Source organism: Shewanella sp. TB7-MNA-CIBAN-0143, assembly GCF_040310065.1.
Classification (GTDB): domain Bacteria; phylum Pseudomonadota; class Gammaproteobacteria; order Enterobacterales; family Shewanellaceae; genus Shewanella.
Genome location: NZ_JBEOPL010000019.1, coordinates 41,480 through 67,075, shown reverse-complemented (window position 1 = coordinate 67,075; position 25,596 = coordinate 41,480). Strand labels below are relative to the sequence as shown.

The window sequence follows — 25,596 nt, the reverse complement described above, 5'->3', positions numbered from 1 at the left end:
AACCACTAACAACAATGTCAAAAGCCCCAAAAGTGATGAGCTTACAGCCTCGTCCTTGGGGCTTTTTAGGTTCATTTAATGCTATGGCTAGCCCATGTGAATTATTAATGGCAGTTGATGACGAGTACATTGCGAGGCAAATGCTGACTATTGCTTATGACGAAGCAAAGCGTATAGAACATAAATTCAGCCGTTTTATTGAAGCTAACGTGGTGTGGCAGTTAAATCATGCCCAAGGTGAAACGACCCCGATTGATGCCGAGACAGTGCATTTATTGCAATTTGCTCAACAATGTTTTCAATTAAGTGAATCAGCATTTGATATCAGTGCTTGTCCATTAATGGCGTTATGGCGTTTTGATGGTAACCATCGTGTGCCGTTACAAACGGATATTGATGCCGCTTTGCTTAAGGTGGGTTTTGATCGCATTGCATTGACGGATAAGACCGTCTGCATGCCTGCAGACATGAGTGTCGACTTTGGCGGTATCGGTAAGGAATATGCGGTGGATCGCACCGCACAAATATTAGCGAGTCGTTGGCCAAAGCAATCGGTATTAGTCAACTTTGGTGGTGATATTGCTTGCCCTATCACCAAAAGCGATGGCTGGCAGGTGGGGATTGAAAACCCTCATAAGCTTGATAACGCTGCGGCACTGTTAACCATTCGCCAGGGGGCGTTAGCCACTAGTGGTACTACTCGGCGCTATATAGAGGTGGACGGTAAACGTTATGGGCATATTATTAATCCTAAAAAGGGTTACCCTGTAGAGCAAGCGCCATTATCGGTCACTGTGCTGGCGCCCAATTGTGTTATGGCAGGAATGTTGGCCACAATGTCGATGCTAAAAGGACCGGATGCTGAAGGTTTTTTACAGCAACAAGGTGTCGATTTTAAGGTGTTTCGTTAATGAATAAGGGTACTGAATGCGGGTGTTATTAGTAGAAGATAATAAGTTGTTAGCACAAGGCATCGTAATGAGCTTAGCTAAATCAGGTATTCAGGTCGATCATTTAGCATCATATAATCAAGCCCAAATCGCCTTAGAAAATGAAGATTTTAGCGCCATTATTCTCGATTTAAGTTTACCCGACGGCAATGGTGCAGACTTATTAAAACAGTGGCGTAAAAATGGTATCTCATTACCTATTATTGTGTTGACCGCAAATACAGATTTTGACACCCGCTTAATGTGTTTAGATATTGGTGCTGATGATTATTTAAGTAAGCCTTTTGATGTGAGGGAATTAATTGCTAGGCTTAAGGCGATTATTCGACGTCAACATGGCCTAGATAATAACCAATTTAGCTATGGTGCTCTCAACATCGACTTTGCCCGTTGTGAAGTGCATTTTCGCGATGTGTTAGTGTCGCTTTCACGCCGTGAATATCAATTGTTACTCGAATTTGCTCAATCAGCAGGTCGCGTATTAACCCGTAATCAACTTGAACAGCTAACTTATGGCTGGGATGAAGTGGGCAGCAACTCGATTGAAGTGCATATTCATCATCTACGTAAAAAAACGGCCACTGAGCTGATCAAAACCGTGCGCGGTATAGGCTATATTTTAACTGAAACGGTATAGCTTTATTATGAGTTAGATAGGGTAGATGAAGTAAATGCTGGGCAGCCAAACAGCGACTTAATTACACTTAATACAATAAGGATATTATGTTTTCATTACGATTATTATTAAGTTTGATTATGCTGGTGGGGATTGTTCTTACGGTAACTTTTTCGAGCATACTCAGTACGCGTGATGCTATGCATGAAGTCGAAGAATTGTTTGATGCGCAGATGGTGCAAACCGCCAAAATGTTGGAACAGTTTTATGTCGAACATTTAACAGAAGCTCAACTGGCACAATTGCTCCAGCAGCCAAGTTTGTTCCATGTTGCGGATTCAAAAATAGAAACCTTTGCTGATCAATCTAATCCTGTCACCTTGTCTTATGAGCATAAATTATCATTTCAATTACTGTCCAGCTCGGGGCAGTTACTCGCGTATTCTGATAGTTCTGGCGAGCAACAACTAACCAATTTCATCCAAGGCTATGACACTCGTAGCATCGAGAATGAGTTATGGCATGTGTACAGCTTTTTCTCATCGTCGCATCAGGTATGGATTATAACCGCACAGCGTGATGATGTTCGACGAGAGATCGTGTCATTAATTATCAGCAACACTTGGCGCTCGCCGTTAATCATTACTCCCATTATGATGTTTTTCATGTTGTTGTTAACTTATTACTTATTTAAACCGGTTAAGTTATTAGAACGTCATTTAGATAACCGCTCAGCCCAAGACCTAACCCCTATCAATTTCACTTTACCGAAGGAGTTAGCGTCAACGCAAAAAGCCCTTAACGGCTTCTTGCTGCGCATTAGCGAGACGATGATCCGTGAACGTCGTTTTAGTGCCGATGCCGCCCATGAACTTAAAACGCCATTAGCGATTATTAAGTTACACAGCGATGGCTTAAGCGATGTATTGTCTGGCCAAATGCCACCAATTCAGCAGGCAACGTTGCCATATATAGAAGCCATAGGCGAGGGTGTAAACCGCATTAGCCATACAGTGGAGCAGCTGTTGTTGTTATCACGAGTGGATGCGATAGAGGCGTTAAATAAAACCGATTGTAAGCTACAAGATATTATTGAGAATGTGATAAATCAGCTAGTACACGTCATTGCCGATTACGAGTGGTATATCGTTGTTCCTAAAGATATGAACATTAATGCCGATCCGTTTTACATCGAATTAGTACTGAAAAATATTATCGAAAATGCCTGTAAATACAGTCCTAAAGAATCCTTAATAACCATTAAGGTTACTCAGGACGAGCAACAGACAAAAATTTATGTGCTTGATCAAGGCCGGGGCATGTCAGATGAGGAAATCAGCTTAGCCAAAAACCGCTTTTATCGTGTTGATGAAAACGCTTCACATGGTGCGGGTTTAGGCTTATCAATTTGTCAGCATATTATCAGTTTACATCATGGTGAATTGACTTTTAACCGAGTAGAACCTCATGGCTTAAATGTCTGTATTGTATTACCCCATGCTCAGGTTTAGCGTGAATACTGGCAATTTTATTGATTTTATATAGACAAAAAACAACATGAGAGACAAGACCTACTCATGTTGTTTTTTGTTGTAGTTCGCGGCTTTTTTTACTGTTTACTGTCTTTCTCTAGACGGTTTTTCTCTTGAAGGTCCGGTGTCTCTCGATTGGCTTGCACGGCGTGATGATGCATTATCACGTTGCTGACTCATTGATCGCGAAGCTTGCTGAGGCGTGGATCGAGTTGTTTCGCGAACTTGCTGCTTTTGTGGTTCACTCCTGCGTATTTGTTTCACTTGCTGTTGTGGATTGCGCATCGCGTTAACTTGCGGCTGGCGCGATGTTTCAACTCGAGTGTTACGTTGAGCTTGTTGTAATTCTTGAGTGCGCGGCTTGCTTGTTATGTTCGCCACTGGTTTTGTCTCATACTTAGTTTGGGCCACATCGCGTTGACGACTGTAGTTTGACTTCATCGGCTCACCTTTGCGCTCAAATGATTTCACTTGTGCTGCTGGTTGACGTTGCTGGCTTAACTCGCGTTTTAGCTGGCTACTTTTGTGCTCAATCGGCTCATTGCGGCCTACACTTCTTAACGTTGATTTGTCACTACGCTTATCCTGCTTGCTGCTATGGTTTATGTCTTTATGCTGATCATTCACCTTGGTGGAATAATGACGAGGTTCATTGGCTTGCTGGCGTTTGGCTTCGCGTGAATAACTTACCTGCTTGTTACGTTTCTCATAATGGCCATTATAACGTTTGCTGATCACTTGGCTGTGGTAAGCCACACCTTTGCGATGCTTAGGTTTATGTTGCCAATGTTGGGCACCATGGCTGTAGCTTATTTTTCGTGGTGTGTAGTAACGGTAGTTTTGACGTACTGGTACCGCAATTACACGGCGATCATGCCAATGAAAACCACTAAAAAAGAAGTTAAAGCTAATACGTACTCCGCTATCCCAGTAAATAGCACTGTGGTTAGGGCGATAATGTACATAAGCAGGTGCATTCCAATAAACCGGTGGATAACGATTCCAGCGCCAGTTGCCATAAACGATACGGCTGTCGTAATAAGGCACGTAAACAATTTCTGGGCGAACTGATTCAATAATAATCCGGCGCTCAACCCGCGACACTTTTACTTGCTCAAGGTCGGCTAAGTTGTTTGCTTCATCAGCTTGTTGTCTTAATGATTGAATGGTGTCTAGCATGCGGCCTTCATCTTGCAAAAAGGCATCGCCTACGCTTTGAGTCCACGCTAAATCATCATTTAAACGCTGCAATACATTGGGAAATGCTACCAAGGCTTTGACACTTGGGTCCCAGTCTTGCGACTCTACCTCGGTCATAATTTGGTTGGTGTCGCGGTTACCTTGGTTTGATAACCAGCGTTTGGCTTGGACAATTTCTAATGGGTACGTTGACGCAATTAATATGTGGGTTAATAAACTGTCTGGATATAGCGCTATTGGCGCGAGCATTTGTGCCAACTCAGCATCACTCACCACATCATCTTCTGCTGTATAAGTGTATGAATTAGTTGGTTGCGCCGCGTGCACATTGGTTAATGGCATACAGACCAAGGCTAAGGCGAGCAATGCCTGAGCGGGTACGTGAATGGCTTTTTTCATGTTATCTCCAGCGTCATTGATGACTGTTAGGTTCATCATAACGGGCCGAAGATGAACATAAGCTGAAAGCTCATAACGGAAGTTAATACCCTAGAACTATGCGAGAGGAGTAAGCAAGAGCAATAAGCTAGATAGATAAACTAAACAAATAGTATATAGCGGCAATCTAAAGCAGGTGTTTATTGTTGGAAAGTAAACTCAAATTGAGCGCCACCCAATGATGCCGATTGGCCAACAGTAAGTTTGCCGTGATAACTGTCGACAAGGTCTCTAACGATTGCCAGCCCGATCCCGTGGCCTTGAGTGTAAGTGTCTGCACGGATCCCCCGTTCAAAAATATGTTGCTGTTTATCTTTCGGAATACCTTCACCATCATCTTCAATTGTCATGCACAGCTGACTATCTTGCTGTGTAAGGGTTAATGTCACTTTTGTTTTCGCGGCTTTGCAGGCATTGTCGAGCACATTACCAAGCATTTCTGTTAAGTCTGCTTCATCGCCTTTAAAGCGGGCTTGTTCGTTGGGGTGATACTCAATGGTCAGGTTTTGATGTTGGTATATCTTACTTAAGGTTCTGACTAATTTAACGGCAATACTGTCAACATTAACCCCTAAGTGCCAAGCACTGCCAGCCGCGCTTTGTGCCCGCTTTAGTTGGTAAGCAATAATTTGGTTTATACGGTTAATTTGTTCCATCGAGGCGTCGCTTAAATCAGCTTGAGTTTGGATTACCGCTAAAGGTGTTTTTAAACTGTGAGCTAAATCGGCTAACGCATTACGGTAGCGTTTACGCTGATTTTGTTCGGTTTGTAATAAGGTGTTTAACTGTTGCGCTACTTTTTGCAATTCCACAGGGTAGCGGGTACTGAGTTGCATTGATGTGCCTTGTTCTACCGCACTGAGTTCTTGGCTAAATTGGCCTAAAGGTTTTAGGGTCCATAGCAACCAGCTGAGCTGTACAATAACCAATAAGGCGGTTAACACTAGCAACCAAGTCCATAAGGTGTTAGAAAAATTTTGGATTTGTTGTAGGTATTCTTGTTGGTTTTTTATAATGTGCAGCGTCATGGTAAAAGGTTGTTCGCTGGTGGCAAAACTCACGCTAAAGCTGTATATCAACTGCGGTTTATCATTAATCAATATCGAGTCGAAGGTACTTCTACCGGTTACGGGCTTGGGTAAGTTAATCGGGGTGTTGAGGCCGAGAAATGAGTTTGAGGTCCACAGTAGCTGATTATCTTTGGTGGTGATTAACGCATAAAGACCTGAACCAATCACATTGAATTGGTTTTCAAGTAAATGAGACGGCATTTGTAATTGGTTATCTTCCACTTCTGCCATGGCTAAAACAGAGTAAACATAGGCTTTTAACTGGTTTTTTGCCGCGACATTAATTTGGGTTTCAAAGGCGTTATTAACGGTTATGCCGATAATGGGCAATAATACCAAAATCAGTAATAACGCACTGATCACAATGCGGACTTTAAGCGAGCTGAGTAGTTTACGCATCAGGGTCTAATTGACGCAGTCGATAGCCCTGACCACGCAGTGTTTCAATTAATTGATATTGATTGTCGGGGTCGAGTTTTTTACGTAAACGACGGATAAACACTTCAATCACGTTGGAGTCTAAATCAAAATCCTGATCATAAATGTGTTCAATTAAACTGCTTTTGGAATGTACTGACCCTGGGTGCAGCATCAGGTATTCAAATAGTTTGTACTCAGAACCACTAAGGTTAATTATTTGCAGGCTCTTTTTAATTTCTAAACTGCGGGTATTAATGCTAAAGGGACCATTTTGAATCACTGGACTGGCTTTACCTGCGGAGCGGCGAATTAATGCATTAATTCGTGCGACAAGTTCTTCTAGCTGAAACGGCTTACTCAAGTAATCGTCTGCGCCGGCATCTAAACCGACCACTTTATCTTGCCAACTGTCTCGAGCGGTTAAAATAATGATCGGGTAGCTAATGTCTTGCTCACGTAACTTACTGATTAATGATAAGCCATCAAGCTTAGGCAAACCGACGTCGATAATGGCGACATCGTATTGATATTCTTGAGCCTGAAATAAGCCTTCTTCACCATCGCTGGCGACATCAACAGTATATTGCGCGTCGATAAGGTGCTGTTTGATGTTTGCTTGTAGGGCTAAATCGTCTTCGACCAGTAATAATCTCATGAGCTAGTTCCTTGTAACCGAGCCATTAGTGGCATCGACTAACACATAAAAAATGACTCCATCATTGGTGAGTAATTTAATTCGATAACCAGGATGTCCATTGACGTTAGCTGATTGCACTTTTAATACTTTACCTGAATAACTTCGTTGAGCCATTTGTACAGCTTGTTGAGCGCTATTAACCACCAGATTACTGTTCTGCTGGTTATTGTTTTGACGATTATTATTGGGGCCTGGGGAGAACTGAGCACCTGCTGATGAATGTAATGCAGCAGCATAGGACGGCACTGAGCACGCTAGTGAAAGTACCGCTAACATCAGGCCTAACATGGTGGCATTTACGTTGAGCATACGCTGCATATTGTGTTCCCTAATAACCTCATTATTGCCAGTGTAAAAGATCCCTTTCTATATAGAAACATCTACTTAATCTTATTGAGTAAATAGCCGTAAGCGAAACATAAACGCCCGTAAGATATCAGTAAATGCCAATGTATCGATGATTTGACTTGGCAGTATAAGGGGTAGCAGATGAACATTAACTGAATGGTTTACCTCTATGGGATGTTTTCGCGGTATTGATTTATAACAGTGGCACTAAAGGTTAGCGATATCGGAAGTCTACCTTATTACTATGTTCAGCTTACGTTCATTTTGATTAGGGTTAAATGGCCTCAATATCAAGACTGTGAGGAACTAACATGAAACATAATACTGCCAAGACAGCCAATCTATCGACAATTAATACCCAGCTAAAATGGGGCGTAAGTTTATGTGTTGCTAGTGCACTCTGGTTAAGTTCGCCAACAGTACAAGGCGCCGAGCGGATCTCTGAACAAGCTTTTGGTACATACAGTCAAGCAAGAGTCATTAATCCGCAAACGCCAGAAACTGAAGCGGACAAGCAGGCTAGGGTGAGCGCTTTACATGAGCAAGCTAAGTTGCAAGGTACCGTTGCAACCCTGAATAAAAAAGTCACCCGTGAACAAGTGATGGCTAAAAATCAAAAAGCTGCCGCGACAACGGCCAACCAGCAACAACGAGCGTTGGCGCAGCAAAATCAAGTTGTTTATTACGACTTTTCTTTCTACGGTGCAGATTCAAGTTTATTTGATGACTATGATTATGATGGTTTTTATCAAACCTTTAGTGTGACCTTTGATGCTGATATAACCAGCAGTGCGGGCGACATTCAGGCTGATGTATTTGCCGAGTTATATTTAAGCCAAGATGGTGGGCCGTGGATCCATTATTACTCAACTGACGTATTCACCCTCCACGCAGACTCTAGCAATGATGATTACGAAGTGCTCACTACGTTAGCCAGTGGTTATCAAGCCGATCACTATGATGTGTTGATCGATTTATATGAGCTAGGTTATGCCGATCCGGTTGCGACAATAAGTAGTGATGAGTCCAATGCCTTGTACGCGTTGCCACTTGAAAGTAGCGACCGTGATGCGGTCTATGTGGAAGAGGTGTATATCGAAACTGAACATTCAGGCGGGGCGTTATCTTGGTTAAGTATTGGCTTACTCGCCGGAGTGATTGGGTTTCGTCGACGTTTGATTAATAAAATATAACGTAAAATTTATGCTTATGTACCTTAGATCTACGTTAGAATGACGATTTTTGATTTTGTCAGTTTTTACTTATCCATATGGGATAAGTAGTTAGGAGTGTGTATGTCAGTAAAGTTAAATGCATCATTGTTATGCAGTTCATTAATCGGTTCGGCGCTGTTGTTGTCTGGTTGCCAATTACCTAATCCTTATACGGGCGAATCAGAAAATGCTAAAGCCACAAATGGCGCTATTATCGGTGGTCTTTCAGGCGCAGCCATTGGTGTACTTTCATCAAGCAAAAGCGACCGCGGTAAAGGTGCATTAATTGGTGCAGCATCTGGTGCGGCTCTTGGTGGTGGTATTGGTTATTACATGGATGTGCAAGAAGCAGAATTGCGTAAACAGTTAAAATCAACTGGCGTGAGTGTGACGCGCAACGGTGACAATATTGTACTGAACATGCCTAATGAAGTGACTTTTGCGGTTGATCAAACTGTCTTAAGTTCACGCGCTAAATCAGTGTTAAACAGTGTTGTATTAGTGGCTAAAGAATATGATGACACTCGCTTAAATGTGATTGGTTATACCGACAGTTCGGGTTCAGATTCTTATAACTTGCGTTTGTCACAAGTACGAGCGAGTGAAGTTGCGCAATATATGACGAGCCAGAAAGTCAGCGGTTCACGGGTGTCTTCTACTGGTATGGGCGAGTCAAGCCCAATTGCCAGCAACTCTACCGAACAAGGTCGTTCGCAAAACCGTCATGTAGAAATTGTATTAACACCAATGGGTAAGTAGTTTTAGCCGTGAGTGTGGTTAACAAGCGATGCTTGTTGACCTTTAAATAAAAAAGCCATCGAAAGATGGCTTTTTTTGCTTAACCGATAACGGAGTTAGTGAACAATAATCTAGATGACTACATGTATTTGGCACAGATAATTTGGTATATATGGATGGTAAGTGATCTAAATAACAAGCATATATAATCGATAATCTATCCGTTTCACGTTACGTCCTTTTGCCACATTTCTATCATCGAAATCATGCTTGTTATTTAGTTGAAACATCTGTCACGGTGGAGGTGACACTTCCTTGCTTTAACCGAGTATGAATTACATCACCATTGCTTAATTGATTGGCATTTTCGATAACATGCTCATTGGTACTTGTGATTGAGTAACCTCGGCTCAAGGTTGCCAGCGGGCTGACGGTATCAAGTTTATGGGCGGCCTGTGAAACTCGTGATTCAGCCTGTTTAAAATAGTCTTTACTGGCGTCGTTAAAGCGTTCAACTAAATACCCAAGCCGCTGTTTTTCTATGGTTAAGGTATTAATAGGTGAACGTTGTTGCAAGCGATTATGTAATTGCTGGTGGCGTAAGGTTAGGCGACTGAGTTTATGCTGTAAGGCATTTTCTAAGCGCATTTGCATTTCGTCAAACCGTTGTTCAAATTGTTGCAGTTTACGTTGCGGCTCATGGCGTTGAAGTTGGTGAGATAACTGAGTTAATCGTCCATACTGCTGCAATTGATAGTGTTTCATGCCCTGCTGCAAACGCGATAACAAGAGCAGCAGCTTTTCTGCTTTATTGCCTTTGTCTTTTGACAGTAACTCTGCGCCGGCTGATGGCGTTGGGGCGCGAACGTCCGCTACATAATCACAGATAGTGGTATCAATTTCATGGCCTACAGCACTAACAACAGGCAATGCACTGTTGTAAATCTCATTGGCTAAATGTTCGCTGTTGAAACACCATAAATCTTCTAACGAACCACCACCACGGGTAAGCAACAGCACATCAACTTCCATGCGTTGATTGGCAGTGACAATTGCTTGGCAGATTAATTGGCTGGCTGTAGCACCTTGAACTTGAGTTGGGTACACAATCACTTCGATTGAGGGATCTCGGCGTGCTAATACATGTAATATATCTCGCAAAGCTGCGCCTGTTGCTGATGTGATAACACCAATTCGTTGGATATTAGTTGGAATAGGGCGTTTGGTTTCTAGGGCAAATAAGCCTTCAGCGGCCAATTTTAGCTTTAAGGCTTCAAATTCCTGTGCGAGTAGTCCGTCACCTGCAGGCAACATTGACTCAAGTAGTAGCTGATAATCGCCACGAGGCTCGTAAACACTGATGGCGCCTTTAATTAGTACTTGTTGACCATTAACGGGTTTAAAGCGCACAGATTGATTACGGCCCTTAAACATGGCGCAGCGAACTTGCGAATGAGCGTCTTTTAAGGTGAGATACCAATGCCCTGAACTTGGGGCCGAAAAGTTTGATATTTCACCATTTAGCCAAATTTTGCCAATTTGACCTTCAAGAATATGCCTCACTTCGCTATTTAATTGCGAAACACTATAAACATTGTTTTTTGTGGCACTCATGAGAGTTCTCATTCTAACGTTAATAAAAATCTATTTTCCATTTACCAACTGCAATATGCAAGGTATAATCTCGCCGCAATATTTCACCCAAAATCCTACTTACTAGGGAGATGTTGCCATGCTACGTTTACTGAAAGATGCACTAACCTTTGATGATGTGTTGTTGGTTCCTGCCCACTCGACCGTACTCCCTAATACCGCAGTTCTTAAAACTCGTTTAACCAATAAAATCGAATTAAATATTCCACTTGTGTCTGCTGCTATGGACACTGTGACTGAGTCTCGTCTTGCGATCGCTATGGCGCAAGAAGGTGGTTTAGGATTTATTCATAAAAATATGAGTATTGAGCAACAAGCCGAAGAAGTCCGTAAAGTTAAAAGTTATGAAGCCGGTATTGTTCAAGACCCCGTTACTGTTACGCCTACCACAAGCTTAACTGATTTACGTTTATTAACTGAACATAATGGTTTTGCTGGTTACCCTGTAGTGAATGATGCACACGAACTTGTGGGTATTATTACAGGCCGTGACGTGCGTTTTGTGACTGATTGGAGCAAAACCGTTGCCGACATGATGACCCCAAAAGATCGTCTAGTCACAGTAACTGAAGGTACTAAGTTAGATGAAGTACAAAAACTAATGCATTCTCATCGTATTGAGAAAGTCTTAGTGGTTGATAAAAACTTTAAACTTAAAGGCTTAGTCACCGTTAAAGATTTCGAAAAAGCTGAACGCAAACCAAACGCATGTAAAGACGAATTAGGTCGTTTACGTGTGGGCGCTGCAGTTGGCGCGGGTCCTGGCAATGAAGAGCGTGTTGACGCGCTTGTAAAAGCCGGTGTTGACGTGTTATTGATTGACTCATCACATGGTCACTCAGAAGGCGTATTGCAGCGTATTCGTGACACTAGAGCCAAATACCCTGATTTACAAATTGTTGGCGGCAACGTTGCCACCGCATCTGGTGCAATTGCGCTAGTTGAAGCGGGCGTTAACGCCGTTAAAGTCGGTATTGGCCCTGGTTCAATTTGTACCACTCGTATTGTAACGGGTGTCGGTGTACCACAAATCACTGCGGTATCTGATGCTGCTGAAGCAGTACTCGCCCTAGGCATTCCTGTTATTGCTGATGGCGGTATTCGTTTTTCTGGCGACTTAGCTAAAGCATTAGCTGCAGGTGCATCATGCATCATGGCGGGTTCTATGTTTGCTGGTACTGAAGAAGCGCCGGGTGAAACTGAACTTTACCAAGGTCGTGCTTATAAATCTTACCGTGGTATGGGATCTCTGGGCGCTATGGGCCAAACCCAAGGTTCATCTGACCGTTACTTCCAAAGCGATAACGCTGCTGACAAGCTAGTACCTGAAGGTGTTGAAGGTCGCGTGCCGTACAAAGGTAAGTTGAAAGAGATCATTCACCAACACATGGGCGGCTTGCGTTCATGCATGGGCTTAACCGGTTGTGCCACAATTAAAGAGTTAAATGAAAAAGCACAGTTTGTAAGAGTGACTTCAGCAGGTATGGGTGAGTCACACGTTCATGACGTGACCATTACCAAAGAAGCACCAAACTATCGTTCATAATTACGATAAGGGCGACGTTATGTCGCCCTCGTTTTATTAGCGTTAATTTGCCCGCATCAATTGGATGCGAGTTATTACACTTAATTAATATGTAAAGGTTATTCATGAGTAATATTCACGATCATAAGATTCTAATCCTCGATTTTGGTTCTCAGTACACTCAACTTATTGCGCGTCGTATCCGTGAAATTGGTGTGTATTGTGAGTTATGGGCGTGGGATGTGAGCGAAGCGCAAATTCGTGAGTTTGCCCCAAATGGTATTATTTTAGCCGGTGGCCCTGAAAGTGTCACAGCAGACAATTCACCGCGTGCCCCTGAATATGTGTTTACTGCTGGTGTACCGGTATTGGGTATTTGTTACGGCATGCAAACCATGTCAGAGCAGCTGGGTGGCAAAGTGATTCAAGGCGTTGGCGAAGGTGAGTTTGGTTACGCACAAATTGAATTGCAAACCACATCAGCTTTGTTTAAAAGCATTGAAGATGCCGTTAGCGAAGAAGGCAAACCTTTGCTTGATGTGTGGATGAGCCACGGCGATAAAGTGTCTGCTATCCCTGAAGGTTTTGTGACCGTAGCGAAAACGGCAACTTGTCCGTTTGCCGCTATGGCCAATGAAGAAAAAGGTTTTTACGGCGTACAGTTTCACCCAGAAGTGACGCATACTCGCCAAGGTCAGCGTATGCTAGAGCATTTTGCGCTAGACATTTGTGGCTGTAAAGCCAATTGGAAGCCATCATCAATTATTGAAGATGCTATTGAGCGTTTAAAAAAGCAAATTGGTGATGACGAAGTTATTCTGGGTTTATCTGGCGGGGTAGATTCATCGGTTGTGGCGATGCTATTACATCGTGCGATTGGCGATAAACTAACGTGTGTGTTTGTTGATAACGGTTTGCTGCGTTTGAATGAAGCGGATCAAGTATTAGAAATGTTTGGCGATCATTTTGGACTCAAAATTGTTCACGTCGATGCTGAAAACCGTTTCTTAGATGCGATGGCTGGCGAAGCAGAACCAGAAGCCAAACGTAAAATCATTGGCCGTGTGTTTGTTGAGATTTTCGACGAAGAATCAAAGAAATGCGCTAATGCCAAATGGCTAGCCCAAGGTACTATCTATCCTGATGTTATTGAATCAGCGGGCAGTGCAACGGGTAAAGCGCATGTGATTAAGTCGCACCACAATGTTGGCGGTTTACCTGCCAATATGAAGATGGGTTTAGTTGAGCCATTACGTGAATTATTTAAAGATGAAGTGCGTAAAATCGGTTTAGAGTTAGGCTTGCCTTACAACATGCTTTATCGTCATCCGTTCCCAGGACCAGGTTTAGGTGTTCGTGTACTTGGCGAAGTCAAAAAAGAATATTGTGATTTACTGCGAAGTGCAGACGCTATCTTTATTGAAGAGCTACACAAAGCTGATTTGTATAATAAAGTCAGCCAAGCCTTTACCGTTTTCTTACCCGTTCGTTCGGTAGGTGTAATGGGTGATGGTCGTAAGTATGATTGGGTTGTATCGTTACGCGCGGTAGAAACTATCGACTTTATGACTGCGCATTGGGCACATTTACCGTATGATTTCTTGGGTCGCGTGTCGAATCGTATTATCAATGAAGTTGATGGGATTTCTCGTGTGGTTTATGATATTTCAGGTAAGCCACCTGCAACAATTGAATGGGAATAACGCTGTAGCGTGACTCCTTACTTTAAATAAAAAAGACGCTGCGGCGTCTTTTTTATTTGCTAGAATAGCCGCGTATGACAATTACCTAGGTTTTATAGAGTGACAGATACCCCAAAAAAACACGTTTCCAGCAATACTTGCCCACTTTCTAATGCGCACAATGAGAAATCGAATCAGCTTCAGCGCGCCATTGATGAAAAGTGGATGCGTTTAGCGATGCAACTTGCCGAGCAAGCCGAGCTAAAAGGCGAAGTGCCAGTGGGTGCCGTATTGGTTAAAGACGATGTATTGATTGCCAGTGGTTGTAATTTAAGTATTGTGAATCACGATCCAACCGCTCATGCCGAGATGGAATGTATTCGTCAAGCCGGCAAGGTGTTAGAGAATTATCGTATGCTCGACACGACTTTATATGTCACGTTAGAACCCTGCACTATGTGCGCAGGTGCCATGGTGCACAGCCGTATTGCGCGGGTTGTTTATGGTGCAGATGATTTAAAAACTGGCGCGGCAGGTAGCGTGATTAATTTATTACAACATCCAGTTTTTAATCATCAGCTTGAAGTCAGTTCAGGTGTGTTGGCAGCAGAGTGTGGTGCGCAGCTAAGTGCATTTTTTCAACGACGTAGAGCAGAAAAAAAAGCACTCAAACAGTTAGCTATAAAATAGACTGATTGAGTGACTGGTTTTTATGTGGTTAACGGAAGATTAATTTTCAGTTTGTACCAATAAAAAATGAGCTCGTTGACGATTTTGAATGCGGCTTTTATGTACTTTAAGCATGACGCGACGACGTGACATGGTGTTGCTTATAGCTCTTCTTCTCATACCGTGATCCCTTAATATTGGCTAACCTCATCGAGGTTACTGATAAACCGCATACTTTAGCAGAATGCTTTCTTACGATAAATTCAGCACCATAGTACCTTATATTCGTGACAATTATCGGTCAGGTTTATGACGATAATCGTGTCAGCACAAAAATTAGTGTGCTGCTTCATGGATATTTTTTGAAGCGTCTTCAGCAATGATTTCAATTTGTTGAGGTTCTTCAATAATCTCCAACTTTTGGGTTTGATTATCGATCCACACTAAGGTGTCGTAATAACGACGAATACTGTCAACATAATGAACAGCTTCGCTACCACGGGCATAACCATATCGAGTTTGTTTATAATATTTAGATTGTTGCAGCAAAGGTAATACTTTTTTGACATCACGCCATGCGCTAGGATCCATTCCCATTGATTCAGTTAATCGTCGTGCATCTTCAACATGACCTAAACCGATATTATAGGAAGCCAGTGCGAACCAGATCCGTTGAGCTTCAGAGATGGTGTCAGGCAATCTCTCCATCATGTCTTTTAAATAAAATGCCCCACCACGTATGCTTTGTTCTGCATCTAAGCGATCATCTACACCAACATAAGCCGCTGTAGGTTGGGTTAGCATCATCATACCTCTCACCCCTGTAGGTGAGCGAGCACTCGGGTTCCAGTGTGATTCTTGATAACTAGCAGCCGCTAATTTACGCCAATCTAACTCTCCAGAATACTGCTCGAAAAAACTACGGTATTCGGGCAGAATGTTATCAATTGCGCGGATAAAGGCACGAGTATCAACGTAATCAAAACGCTTAACATGGCCAAAATACTTCTCGTTTAAATGTTCCAGCGTACCCGCACGTCTTTCTTTATGCCAAAAAGCCAATAGTTTACTCATTAAACGGTCGCTGTTATTCGGCGGTAATAGCCACACCACTTCGACCTTTTCTTCTAAAATCATCCCCGCGCGTAGTTCAGGTAAAAAACGCTGATTGATCAATAAACTATTTGAATCTGAAATGGTGTAGTTCAATTCACCGTTGGCAATTAATGCAAACAGTTCTTCATTGTCTTTGTCGTTGACTTGATTCCACATCAACTCAGGATAGTCTTTTTGTAATTTGGTTAAGGTATTGACTGAAGATGAGTTAGCCATGACAGTAATTTCACCTGACAGAGTACTAATATCTTTGGGTTCCGGAGTACCCTCCTTATAGACCAACACTTGGTTGACTTTATATAAGGTGGGTCCGAGCTTAAATTGTTGACTACGGTTAGGGGTTTTAGCGATGCCAGCCGCAATAATATCAATCTTGTTTTCTTTTAATGCCGCGAATAATTGCTTGCGATTGGTGTACGGGATCATTTCTAAAGGAACGGCTAAATAGTCAGCAAAGCGCTGCGCCATTTCGAAGTCGAATCCGCTTTCACCCTGTTCTGAATTAAGATAAATCTGCGGGCCATATAATGTCCCTACCTTTAATACGGTACGCTTAGGTGCGGGGGCAGCAATATCAACATTTTGAATATCAACAGGTTGACAGGCGGATAACATCCCGCAAAGTAAGATTATGAATAAGGTTTTGATCATATTTATTAATTGGTTATCTTAAGTTGTTTCGTTAATGTCACCAGAGTGATGTGTAAAAACGAATGAAATACCGGTTGAATAGCCTTTAAATATGTAGGGGAGTTAGCTTATTTTTTGCTTACTTTATCAGTAGTTTTCCTAAACGCCTATAGTTGAGTAAATAAGCAGCATTTAGTGGTTGTTTTTTGTTAAAAGGTAAAGTGTTTATGTTATTCATTTTAGCATTACTTGAATGGGATATTTTCCCTATCAGGAAACACTGTTTTCACCTGCGCTTGAAGGTGATTTGTAGTGTGCAATTCCCTATAATAGCGCCAATTCTGATCCTCCTATATTATAAAGGTGAATAGACGTGATGGAAATCATTCGCGGAGCCCCAGCACTATCTGCATTTAGAGTTCAAAAACTCATGGAGGCTTGCGAAAACGCAGCGCTTCCTGTATCGCAAATTTATGCTGAATATGTACATTTAGCCAATTTGAGTGAACCACTAGATGATAATGAACGTCTACAGTTAGAAACTATTCTTACTTATGGCCCAGCTATTGAGTCTCATGCCCCACAAGGCACTTTACTGTTTGTTACTCCTCGTCCTGGCACTATTTCTCCTTGGTCTTCTAAAGCAACTGATATTGCCCACAACTGTGGCTTAGGCAAAGTTAACCGTCTTGAGCGTGGTATTGCTTATTATGTAGAAGCGTCAGTATTAACAGCCGAGCAGCAAAAACTACTGCAAGGTTTATTGCATGACCGCATGGTCGAAGTCATGCTGCCGGCGTTTGAAGCAGCTGAAATATTATTTGCTCGTACAGAACCAGCAAAATTTAGCAGTGTGAATATTCTTGCTGAAGGCCGCCGCGCCTTAGAAGTGGCCAATATTAAGCTAGGCTTGGCCCTTGCCGATGATGAAATTGACTATTTAATTGAAAATTTTGTTCGTTTAAAGCGTAACCCTAACGACATCGAACTAATGATGTTTGCTCAAGCAAACTCGGAACATTGTCGCCACAAAATTTTCAATGCAGACTGGACAATCGATGGCGAAGTACAGCCAAAATCATTGTTCAAAATGATTAAAAACACTTTTGAAGTCACGCCCGATTACGTGTTATCAGCTTACAAAGATAATGCCGCAGTGATGACGGGTCCGGTAGCGGGTCGTTTTTTCCCTGATCCCGATGGTGTTTATAACTATCACACTGAACCAATGCATATATTGATGAAAGTAGAAACTCACAATCATCCAACCGCTATTAGCCCATATCCTGGCGCTGCTACTGGTTCTGGTGGTGAAATTCGCGATGAGGGTGCTACTGGCCGAGGTTCTAAACCTAAAGCAGGTTTATCTGGTTTTACTGTTTCTAACTTGAAAATTCCTGGTTTTGTACAACCATGGGAAGGGGATTACGGTAAACCAGATCGTATCGTCACTCCGTTAGAAATCATGCTCGAAGGCCCTCTTGGCGGCGCAGCATTTAACAATGAATTTGGTCGTCCTGCCATTACCGGTTATTTCCGCACCTACGAGCAATTAGTCTCTAGCCACAATGGCGTTGAAGTGCGTGGTTATCATAAGCCGATTATGATTGCCGGTGGCTTAGGCAATATCCGAGAAGAACATGTTCAAAAAGGTGAGATTACCGTTGGCGCTAAGCTTATTGTGCTTGGTGGACCGGCAATGAACATTGGCTTAGGTGGCGGCGCCGCATCTTCTATGGCGTCTGGTCAGTCTAGCGAAGATTTAGATTTTGCCTCTGTACAACGTGAAAACCCAGAAATGGAACGTCGTTGTCAGGAAGTTATCGACCGCTGCTGGCAGTTAGGTGACACCAACCCAATTCAATTTATTCACGATGTGGGCGCTGGTGGATTATCTAATGCGTTCCCTGAGTTAGTGAATGATGCTGATCGCGGTGGGGTATTCAATTTACGTAATGTTCCTTCTGACGAGCCAGGCATGAGCCCGCTTGAAATTTGGTGTAATGAATCTCAAGAGCGTTATGTGTTATCGGTTGCACCAGAGAACTTACAACAATTTGCTGATATTTGTGCCCGTGAACGTGCACCATTTGCGGTGGTTGGTGAAGCGACTGCAGAGATGCATTTAACGCTTGCCGACAGTCACTTTAATAACAAGCCGATTGATTTACCGCTTGAAGTTTTATTAGGTAAAGCGCCTAAAATGAGCCGTGATGTGGTGACAGCCAAAGCAGTATCGCCAGCGTTAGATCAGACTAAAATTGAGCTAAACGATGCCGTTAAGCGCATTTTAACCTTGCCAACCGTGGCTGACAAAACCTTCCTTATCACCATAGGTGATCGCTCTGTCACTGGTTTAGTTAATCGCGACCAAATGGTGGGTCCATGGCAGGTTCCTGTTGCCGACTGTGCAGTAACCGCATCAAGTTATGACAGCTACTGCGGTGAAGCGATGTCGATGGGTGAGCGTACTCCGTTAGCATTACTCGATTTCGACGCCTCTGCTCGTATGGCAGTTGCCGAATCGATTATGAACATTGCCGGTACCGATATTGGCTCGTTCAAGCGTATTAAACTTTCTGCTAACTGGATGTCTCCAGCGGGTCATCCAGGCGAAGATGCGGGTTTATACCAGGCGGTTAAAGCGATTGGTGAAGACCTTTGTCCTGAACTCGGTATCACGATTCCTGTCGGTAAAGACTCCATGTCGATGAAAACCGCATGGGAAGAAAATGGTACTCAGAAAACTGTCACATCGCCTATGTCGTTAGTTATTACCGCCTTTGGTGTGGTGCAAGACATTCGTAAAACGGTAACGCCACAACTTCGCAGTGATAAAGGTGACAGCGCATTATTAATGCTGGACTTAAGCAATGGCCAAAATCGTTTAGGCGGTTCTTGTTTAGCGCAGGTTTATAGTGAGTTAGGCGATATTGCACCCACATTAGATAAAACCGCCAACTTAGCGGGCTTTTTTGAAGTGATGCAGCAGTTAGTCGCCGAGCAAGCGGTTATGGCTTATCACGACCGTAGCGACGGCGGTTTATTTACCACCTTAGTGGAAATGGCCTTTGCTGGTAATACTGGCTTAATGATTGATTTAGCCAGCTTGAATGGTACTGATTTAGAGCGTTTATTTAACGAAGAAATTGGTGCTGTAATTCAAGTCAGTGCTGTTGATGCCAAAGCCATTGCCGCGCAATTTGAGGCTAAAGGTGTCACGTGTCATCACATTGGTGGCTTACAAACGGCAAACAAGATTAGCATTAACGATGGCGAGCGAGTGATATTTGCTGACAGCCGTACTGCACTGCGTACCTTATGGTCAGAAACAACCTATCGCATGCAAGCGCTACGTGACAACCCAGAATGCGCGCGTGAAGAGTATGAGCTTAAACAACAAGCTGATGCGCCAGGTTTAACGGTTAAATTAGGCTTTAATCCAAGTGAAGATGTGGCTGCACCTTATATTCTTAAAGGTGTCGCACCTAAAATGGCTATTTTACGTGAGCAAGGCGTTAACTCTCATGTTGAAATGGCAGCCGCTTTTGACCGTGCCGGTTTTGAAAGCCGCGACGTGCACATGTCGGACATTTTATCTGGCCGTATTAGCCTTGAAGAATTCCAAGGCCTAGTGGCTTGTGGCGGATTCTCTTATGGTGACGTGTTAGGTGCTGGTGAAGGTTGGGCTAAGTCGATTCTGTTTAATGACCGTGCTCGCGATGAGTTTAGCCGTTTCTTCGAACGTGATTCAAGCATTGCCCTTGGCGTGTGTAATGGTTGTCAGATGTTATCTAATCTGAAAGAAATTATTCCAGGAAGTGAGCATTGGCCGCGTTTTGTGCGTAACCGCTCAGAGCGTTTTGAAGCTCGATTCAGTTTGGTTGAAGTGCAACAAAATCCATCGGTATTTTTTGACGGTATGGTTGGCTCTCGTATGCCTATCGCTGTATCGCATGGTGAAGGCTTAGTGGAATTTGCCAATGCTCAAGCGTTAGCAAATGCAGAAGCATCGGGCACTATTGCACTGCGTTATGTTGATGGTCATGGTCAAATTGCCACCCAGTACCCAGAAAATCCAAATGGTTCAGCCAATGGCTTAACGGGTATTTGTACCACTGATGGTCGCGTAACCATTATGATGCCGCATCCTGAGCGAGTATTTAGAACTGTTGCTAATTCATGGCATCCAGATAACTGGGGTGAAGATAGCCCATGGATGCGCATGTTCCGTAATGCACGAGTGAAAATCGGCTAATCGCAAATTAAATTTTTAGTTTAGCTAAAGCACTTGATTTAGCTAAAACACTTAATTTATAAAGCAAAAGGCGACTCCTTTGAGTCGCCTTTTTTATTGGTTTCAATTTGTTTAGCGCTGCTGATTTTATGTTGTCGTGATAAAGAAAAACCCCATAGATTTATTCTATGGGGTTTTCTGATTCGTTATCCTTGGATCATAACGATTACCGCTTAATATTATTTCTGCGCTAACAAAAACATTCACTAAACACGGTATAGATAAAAACGTGAGCTCGCTTATTTCACTTCTTTAGCAGTAAACATTTCAGTAAAAACACGTTTGTACAAGTTGGCAATATGTTCGAATAATTGAGTCATAGCACATTCTCTCTAGGTTAGGTCACTGGAATTAAGACAACGACTCATTGCACTACTTAGTGTTCGTCTTCTTAATTGTGCGCAAATTATACAATTGAACTAATGTATGCTCAAACGAGAAAAAATGATGTTTGACATTAGTTTATTTAATGAATTATTTTATTATTTTAATTTAATTTTTAAAATAAATTTACTTATACATAATGTAAACAGTATTTTATGAATTTCGTGGTGTATTGTTAATTATAGAAATATTTATCTAATATTAATTTTTTGTGTATTTAACTACTTTTTATTAACAATCTGAGTGAGCAGGGTGTTTTGTCAAAAATAATACATGCTTGCTTTTTATTCCTAGCAATTATCCATTTTTTGTCAATACCTCAAGATAGGGGGTCGATGGTTGTACAATTTTTATTACAACGAATACCACAAGTTTCTTGTTGAGTTGTGATCCATCTGACATCAAATGTGCATCGAATAGGTGTGAGATCGACTGTAAAGGACTGATTTTTTAAGTCAAAAAATTATTCATGCAAATAATCTAATGCTTATCACATTTTTGATTAAAAAATATGATCTACCAAGCCATTATACCGTAAGATATAGGGCGTTTAGGACTGGACTTGAAAACACAGGCAAATAGATTAATTTATCATTTTTCACTCTTTGGTGAGTTGTCCACTGCTTCAATATTACCGTTTTCAGGTATAACATCATCATTATGGTAACCGAGTGTTGCTATGTCGTATTTGGTTGTACTGAAGTAAGGAGTCGCCAATGATTATCGAAGAGGTCGTTGAGCTATCGCGTTTTCAATTTGCGCTGACAGCCATGTATCATTTTTTATTTGTTCCACTCACCCTAGGTTTAGCCTTTATTCTTGCGATTATGGAATCACTGTATGTGATGACCAATAAGCAAGTTTATAAAGACATGACTAAATTTTGGGGTAAGTTGTTTGGGATTAACTTTGCCTTAGGCGTAACAACGGGTTTAGCGATGGAGTTCCAGTTTGGTACTAACTGGTCCTACTATTCTCATTACGTAGGTGACATTTTTGGCGCGCCTCTGGCGATTGAAGGCTTAATGGCATTCTTCCTTGAGTCTACGTTAGTCGGGATGTTCTTTTTTGGTTGGGATCGCTTCAGCAAACGCCAACATTTAGTCGTCACTTGGCTTGTCGCTCTTGGCTCTAATATGTCAGCTTTATGGATTTTGATCGCCAATGGTTGGATGCAAAATCCAGTGGGCTCGGTGTTTAACTACGAAACCATGCGTATGGAAATGACCAATTTTGCCGAAGTGGTATTTAATCCCGTTGCGCAAGTTAAGTTTGTTCATACCGTCGCATCTGGTTATGTTGCCGGTGCCATGTTTGTACTTGCCATTAGCTCATATTACATATTGAAAGGCCGAGATTTACCTTTTGCTCGTCGCTCATTCGCTATTGCAGCAAGCTTTGGTATGGCATCTATTTTATCGGTCATCGTGTTAGGTGATGAATCGGGTTATGAAGTCGGTGAAGTCCAACGTGTTAAATTAGCGGCAATTGAAGCTGAATGGCACACTGAACCTGCACCAGCAGCCTTTACGGCATTTGGTTTCCCTAACCAAGAAACTATGCACACGGATTACGCCGTTAAGATCCCATATGCGATGGGTATCATTGCGACACGTTCTTTAGATGGAGAAGTAACCGGTATTAAGGATCTTATTAAAGATCACGAAGTACGAATTCGTAACGGTATGGTTGCGTATGCTTTACTTGAAAAATTACGTGCTGGTGATAAATCGGTTGAGGTTAGAGAGCAATTTGAAGCAACTAAAATCGATCTAGGTTATGGTTTCTTACTTAAGCGTTATACCGACAAAGTGGTGGATGCGACTGAAGAGCAAATTATTGCAGCGTCTTATGACTCAATTCCTACCGTGGCGCCTATGTTCTGGAGTTTCCGCTTAATGGTTGGCTCTGGGATGATAATGCTATTGGTGTTTGCTGCCGCCTTCTGGCAAAGCACTCGTCATCAAATCGCCGAGAAAAAGTGGGTACTTCGTGCTGCTCTTTACAGTTTGCCACTTCCATGGGTAGCCATTGAAGCTGGTTGGTTTGTGTCAGAGTTTGGTCGCCAACCTTGGACCATTTCTGAAGTGCTACCAACATTCATGTCGGCGTCTAGTTTAACGACGGCGGATCTTTGGTTCAGTATTATTTCGATTACGGTGTTCTATACCATCCTGTTGGTGATAGAGGCTTACTTGATGTATAAGTTTGCTCGTCTTGGTCCAAGCAGCTTAAAGACCGGCCGTTACCATTTCGAAACCCAAGATGCTTAATCTGAGGACCTGATTATGTTTGATTATGAAGTATTAAGATTTATTTGGTGGGCGTTAATCGGCGTGCTGTTGATTGGTTTTACCGTGACAGATGGCTTTGATATGGGCGTAGGTATATTGTTACCCGTTATTGGTAAAGATGATACTGAACGCCGTATTATGATTAACACTATCGCACCACATTGGGACGGTAACCAAGTATGGCTAGTGACGGCGGGTGGTGCATTATTTGCTGCTTGGCCTATGGTCTACGCGGTATCGTTTTCGGGCTTTTATGTGGCAATGATGCTAGTACTATTTGCATTGTTTTTACGTCCAGTCGGTTTTGATTATCGCTCTAAAATTGAAGATCCAAGATGGCGTAAGTCATGGGATAGAGCATTATTTGTCGGCAGTTTTGTACCACCGTTAATCATTGGTGTGGCATTTGGTAACTTGCTTCAAGGCGTACCATTTAACTTTGATGAATATTTACGCGCCACTTATCATGGCGGTCTGTTGGGTTTATTGAATCCGTTTGGCTTATTAGCCGGTCTTGTGAGTGTCACTATGGTGATAATGCAAGGCTCTACATGGTTACAAATGAAGACCGACGGAGAGCTGCGCGTTAGAAGCGCTAAAGCATCGCAAATTTGTGGTGGTCTATTAGTGGTTCTGTTTGGTGCTGCAGGGGTTTGGCTTGTAAACGGTATTGATGGTTATGTTATTACCTCAGCCCTCGACCTTGCTGGCCCGTCAAATCCAACTACTAAGACAGTGGCGGTTGAAGCGGGTGCTTGGTTAACCAACTATGATAAATATCCTCTTACCATGTTATTCCCGGTGTTAGGATTATTAATGCCAATATTGGTGATTTTTGCCAGTCGTTTAAATCGTAGTGGATTTGCGTTCTTTTTCAGTTCGCTTGCGGTTGCTAGTGTCATTTTGACCTGTGGTGCAGCAATGTTCCCATTTGTTATGCCTTCATCATTAGAACCTAATGTCAGCTTAACAATGTGGGATGCTACAGCCAGTCAAATGTCACTTAAAGTGATGACAGTTGCCGCTATTATCTTCGTACCCACAGTATTAAGTTACACCATTTGGACTTACTACAAGATGTACGGCCGCTTAAATCGTGAGTATGTTGAAAACAACAAAAGCTCACTTTACTAAATTAAGGAGCAACGTCTATGTGGTATTTTGCGTGGATTTTAGGGGTATTGTTAGCGTGTTCATTCGGTATCATCAACGCGTTATGGCTTGAGAATACTGAAAATATGGATCGTAACAACGAACTATAAACGTTATATCGTTTGATATAAAAAAACCGCTTTAGTAATAAAGCGGTTTTTTATTGGCTACTCATCTTGTTTACAAAATTAAAATCGACCGGTTTTAACTTATGACTCAAACTAGCATTCATTAGCTTGTTACTTAGTGGCTGTTAACAAAGCCAATTTTATGTTCAGTCGCCGCCTTATAAAAAGCCCAAAAAATATGTAGTACACTCGCCACTGCTAAGTAAGATTTTTATTCAAAGATACCAGGAAATACTGCTCAATTCCCAAGTGTTAACAGAAATATTGTCTATAATTAATTAACGCTAATTGTTTGTTTTTTGAACATGGCAATTTGTTAGTAATGCACTTAACGGGAGATATATAATGAGCAGTTGGATTTTAGTCGCGGATAGCGCACATGCACGTCTATTTAACGCAGAAACAGCAAAATCTACATTAATTGAGATTAAGAGCATGATCCATCCCGAAGCACAGCAGCATGAACAGGAACTAACCTCAGATCTACCAGGCCGTCAGGCTGGAGGAGCAACCAATAGTCATCATTCTGTCGGGGGGAAAACAGAGCCTAAAAAGAATGAGGCTGTCGAATTTGCCAGGGAGATTTGTCGATACCTTGAGGCTGAATATAATGCGCACAAATTTAGCCAATTGATTGTTGTTGCCGCACCTCATTTTCTAGGTAACTTACGCAAAGAAATGAGCACTAACGTCACTAAAGTTGTTACGCTGGAAATAGACAAAGATATTGTAAAGCAGGACATCGACTCGATTAGAGGTCAGCTGCCAATTATCTTACCTAGCTTAGCCACATAAGCTGAAATTTAGATAATTAGGTTCGTTTATTAAGCTGTCATCATCATT

At 42.3% G+C, this 25,596-nt stretch carries 19 protein-coding genes; 13 read left to right on the top strand and 6 right to left on the bottom strand.

The features are described 5' to 3' along the window. Positions 1-14 precede the first annotated feature (14 nt). The 3 genes from AAEY97_RS15710 (at position 15) to AAEY97_RS15700 (ending at position 3,077) form a co-directional block, all read left to right on the top strand. On the top strand, positions 15-911 hold the full coding sequence (locus AAEY97_RS15710) for an FAD:protein FMN transferase (protein ID WP_350999912.1): 897 nt from the start codon (positions 15-17) through the stop codon (positions 909-911). A 16-nt stretch (positions 912-927) separates the two neighbouring features. Then, positions 928-1,587, top strand: coding sequence for a response regulator (locus tag AAEY97_RS15705; protein ID WP_101085497.1), 660 nt, complete (start codon positions 928-930; stop codon positions 1,585-1,587). Positions 1,588-1,673: 86 nt separating this feature from the next. Then, complete coding sequence (locus AAEY97_RS15700) at positions 1,674-3,077, top strand: ATP-binding protein (protein ID WP_350999907.1); 1,404 nt, start codon at positions 1,674-1,676, stop codon at positions 3,075-3,077. A gap of 105 nt (positions 3,078-3,182) precedes the next feature. On the opposite strand, the gene AAEY97_RS15695 is transcribed toward AAEY97_RS15700, so the two are convergent. From AAEY97_RS15695 to AAEY97_RS15680, 4 genes are all read right to left on the bottom strand, one after another. Beyond that, on the bottom strand, positions 3,183-4,697 hold the full coding sequence (locus tag AAEY97_RS15695) for a DUF3300 domain-containing protein (RefSeq protein ID WP_350999904.1): 1,515 nt from the start codon (positions 4,695-4,697) through the stop codon (positions 3,183-3,185). 179 nt (positions 4,698-4,876) lie between these two features. Beyond that, entirely contained in the window at positions 4,877-6,205 is a 1,329-nt protein-coding gene (locus tag AAEY97_RS15690; RefSeq protein ID WP_350999901.1) for an ATP-binding protein, read from the bottom strand. Then, on the bottom strand, positions 6,198-6,881 hold the full coding sequence (locus tag AAEY97_RS15685) for a response regulator transcription factor (protein ID WP_059747866.1): 684 nt from the start codon (positions 6,879-6,881) through the stop codon (positions 6,198-6,200). The genes AAEY97_RS15690 and AAEY97_RS15685 overlap by 8 nt, the downstream gene beginning before the upstream one ends. Positions 6,882-6,884: 3 nt before the next feature. Next, the gene (locus AAEY97_RS15680) at positions 6,885-7,241 is read right to left on the bottom strand and encodes a PepSY domain-containing protein (RefSeq protein WP_242445092.1); all 357 of its coding nucleotides are present in this window, start codon (positions 7,239-7,241) and stop codon (positions 6,885-6,887) included. Positions 7,242-7,582: 341 nt separating this feature from the next. Here AAEY97_RS15680 and AAEY97_RS15675 point away from each other — a divergent pair, with 341 nt between their 5' ends. Both AAEY97_RS15675 and AAEY97_RS15670 read left to right on the top strand, forming a co-directional pair. Then, entirely contained in the window at positions 7,583-8,464 is an 882-nt protein-coding gene (locus AAEY97_RS15675; protein ID WP_350999898.1) for a choice-of-anchor H family protein, read from the top strand. A 102-nt stretch (positions 8,465-8,566) separates the two neighbouring features. Next, on the top strand, positions 8,567-9,244 hold the full coding sequence (locus AAEY97_RS15670) for a YiaD family glycine zipper/OmpA-like lipoprotein (protein ID WP_350999895.1): 678 nt from the start codon (positions 8,567-8,569) through the stop codon (positions 9,242-9,244). A gap of 252 nt (positions 9,245-9,496) precedes the next feature. Here the strand turns inward: AAEY97_RS15670 and xseA are convergent, their stop codons facing one another. Next, entirely contained in the window at positions 9,497-10,837 is a 1,341-nt protein-coding gene (gene xseA, locus AAEY97_RS15665; RefSeq protein ID WP_350999892.1) for an exodeoxyribonuclease VII large subunit, read from the bottom strand. Positions 10,838-10,955: 118 nt separating this feature from the next. Between xseA and guaB the strand changes: the two genes are divergently transcribed. From guaB to tadA, 3 genes are all read left to right on the top strand, one after another. Next, a complete protein-coding gene (guaB, locus tag AAEY97_RS15660; RefSeq protein ID WP_350999889.1) occupies positions 10,956-12,422 on the top strand; it encodes an IMP dehydrogenase in 1,467 nt (488 codons plus the stop codon). A 104-nt stretch (positions 12,423-12,526) separates the two neighbouring features. Next, the gene (guaA, locus tag AAEY97_RS15655; RefSeq protein WP_162022616.1) at positions 12,527-14,104 is read left to right on the top strand and encodes a glutamine-hydrolyzing GMP synthase; all 1,578 of its coding nucleotides are present in this window, start codon (positions 12,527-12,529) and stop codon (positions 14,102-14,104) included. A 189-nt stretch (positions 14,105-14,293) separates the two neighbouring features. Beyond that, the gene (tadA, locus tag AAEY97_RS15650) at positions 14,294-14,773 is read left to right on the top strand and encodes a tRNA adenosine(34) deaminase TadA (protein WP_206780909.1); all 480 of its coding nucleotides are present in this window, start codon (positions 14,294-14,296) and stop codon (positions 14,771-14,773) included. Positions 14,774-15,088: 315 nt separating this feature from the next. Here tadA and mltF read toward each other — a convergent pair whose 3' ends face one another. Beyond that, entirely contained in the window at positions 15,089-16,519 is a 1,431-nt protein-coding gene (gene mltF / locus AAEY97_RS15645) for a membrane-bound lytic murein transglycosylase MltF (protein ID WP_192115362.1), read from the bottom strand. A 355-nt stretch (positions 16,520-16,874) separates the two neighbouring features. On the opposite strand from mltF, the gene purL reads away from it, so the two are divergent. From purL to AAEY97_RS15620, 5 genes are all read left to right on the top strand, one after another. Next, complete coding sequence (purL, locus tag AAEY97_RS15640) at positions 16,875-20,756, top strand: phosphoribosylformylglycinamidine synthase (protein ID WP_350999886.1); 3,882 nt, start codon at positions 16,875-16,877, stop codon at positions 20,754-20,756. 1,139 nt (positions 20,757-21,895) lie between these two features. Further along, positions 21,896-23,452, top strand: coding sequence for a cytochrome ubiquinol oxidase subunit I (locus AAEY97_RS15635; protein ID WP_162022620.1), 1,557 nt, complete (start codon positions 21,896-21,898; stop codon positions 23,450-23,452). 15 nt (positions 23,453-23,467) lie between these two features. Continuing rightward, positions 23,468-24,607, top strand: coding sequence for a cytochrome d ubiquinol oxidase subunit II (gene cydB, locus AAEY97_RS15630; protein WP_182743939.1), 1,140 nt, complete (start codon positions 23,468-23,470; stop codon positions 24,605-24,607). Between the two features lie 17 nt (positions 24,608-24,624). Then, the gene (cydX, locus tag AAEY97_RS15625; protein WP_011636618.1) at positions 24,625-24,735 is read left to right on the top strand and encodes a cytochrome bd-I oxidase subunit CydX; all 111 of its coding nucleotides are present in this window, start codon (positions 24,625-24,627) and stop codon (positions 24,733-24,735) included. A gap of 363 nt (positions 24,736-25,098) precedes the next feature. Then, positions 25,099-25,548: a host attachment protein gene (locus AAEY97_RS15620; RefSeq protein ID WP_101085462.1), complete on the top strand. Its 450-nt coding sequence runs from the start codon at positions 25,099-25,101 to the stop codon at positions 25,546-25,548. Positions 25,549-25,596: the final 48 nt, after the last annotated feature.

Bases quoted from the DNA above. Each gene is read 5' to 3' on its own strand.
- mltF (WP_192115362.1), bottom strand. From the start codon at position 16,519: ATGATCAAAACCTTATTCATAATCTTACTTTGCGGGATGTTATCCGCC.
- AAEY97_RS15620 (WP_101085462.1), top strand. From the start codon at position 25,099: ATGAGCAGTTGGATTTTAGTCGCGGATAGCGCACATGCACGTCTATTT.
- guaB (WP_350999889.1), top strand. From the start codon at position 10,956: ATGCTACGTTTACTGAAAGATGCACTAACCTTTGATGATGTGTTGTTG.
- AAEY97_RS15695 (WP_350999904.1), bottom strand. From the start codon at position 4,697: ATGAAAAAAGCCATTCACGTACCCGCTCAGGCATTGCTCGCCTTAGCC.
- AAEY97_RS15670 (WP_350999895.1), top strand. From the start codon at position 8,567: ATGTCAGTAAAGTTAAATGCATCATTGTTATGCAGTTCATTAATCGGT.
- AAEY97_RS15705 (WP_101085497.1), top strand. From the start codon at position 928: ATGCGGGTGTTATTAGTAGAAGATAATAAGTTGTTAGCACAAGGCATC.
- cydB (WP_182743939.1), top strand. From the start codon at position 23,468: ATGTTTGATTATGAAGTATTAAGATTTATTTGGTGGGCGTTAATCGGC.
- AAEY97_RS15685 (WP_059747866.1), bottom strand. From the start codon at position 6,881: ATGAGATTATTACTGGTCGAAGACGATTTAGCCCTACAAGCAAACATC.
- AAEY97_RS15635 (WP_162022620.1), top strand. From the start codon at position 21,896: ATGATTATCGAAGAGGTCGTTGAGCTATCGCGTTTTCAATTTGCGCTG.
- guaA (WP_162022616.1), top strand. From the start codon at position 12,527: ATGAGTAATATTCACGATCATAAGATTCTAATCCTCGATTTTGGTTCT.
- purL (WP_350999886.1), top strand. From the start codon at position 16,875: ATGGAAATCATTCGCGGAGCCCCAGCACTATCTGCATTTAGAGTTCAA.
- AAEY97_RS15675 (WP_350999898.1), top strand. From the start codon at position 7,583: ATGAAACATAATACTGCCAAGACAGCCAATCTATCGACAATTAATACC.
- xseA (WP_350999892.1), bottom strand. From the start codon at position 10,837: ATGAGTGCCACAAAAAACAATGTTTATAGTGTTTCGCAATTAAATAGC.
- AAEY97_RS15680 (WP_242445092.1), bottom strand. From the start codon at position 7,241: ATGCAGCGTATGCTCAACGTAAATGCCACCATGTTAGGCCTGATGTTA.
- cydX (WP_011636618.1), top strand. From the start codon at position 24,625: ATGTGGTATTTTGCGTGGATTTTAGGGGTATTGTTAGCGTGTTCATTC.
- AAEY97_RS15710 (WP_350999912.1), top strand. From the start codon at position 15: ATGTCAAAAGCCCCAAAAGTGATGAGCTTACAGCCTCGTCCTTGGGGC.
- AAEY97_RS15690 (WP_350999901.1), bottom strand. From the start codon at position 6,205: ATGCGTAAACTACTCAGCTCGCTTAAAGTCCGCATTGTGATCAGTGCG.
- AAEY97_RS15700 (WP_350999907.1), top strand. From the start codon at position 1,674: ATGTTTTCATTACGATTATTATTAAGTTTGATTATGCTGGTGGGGATT.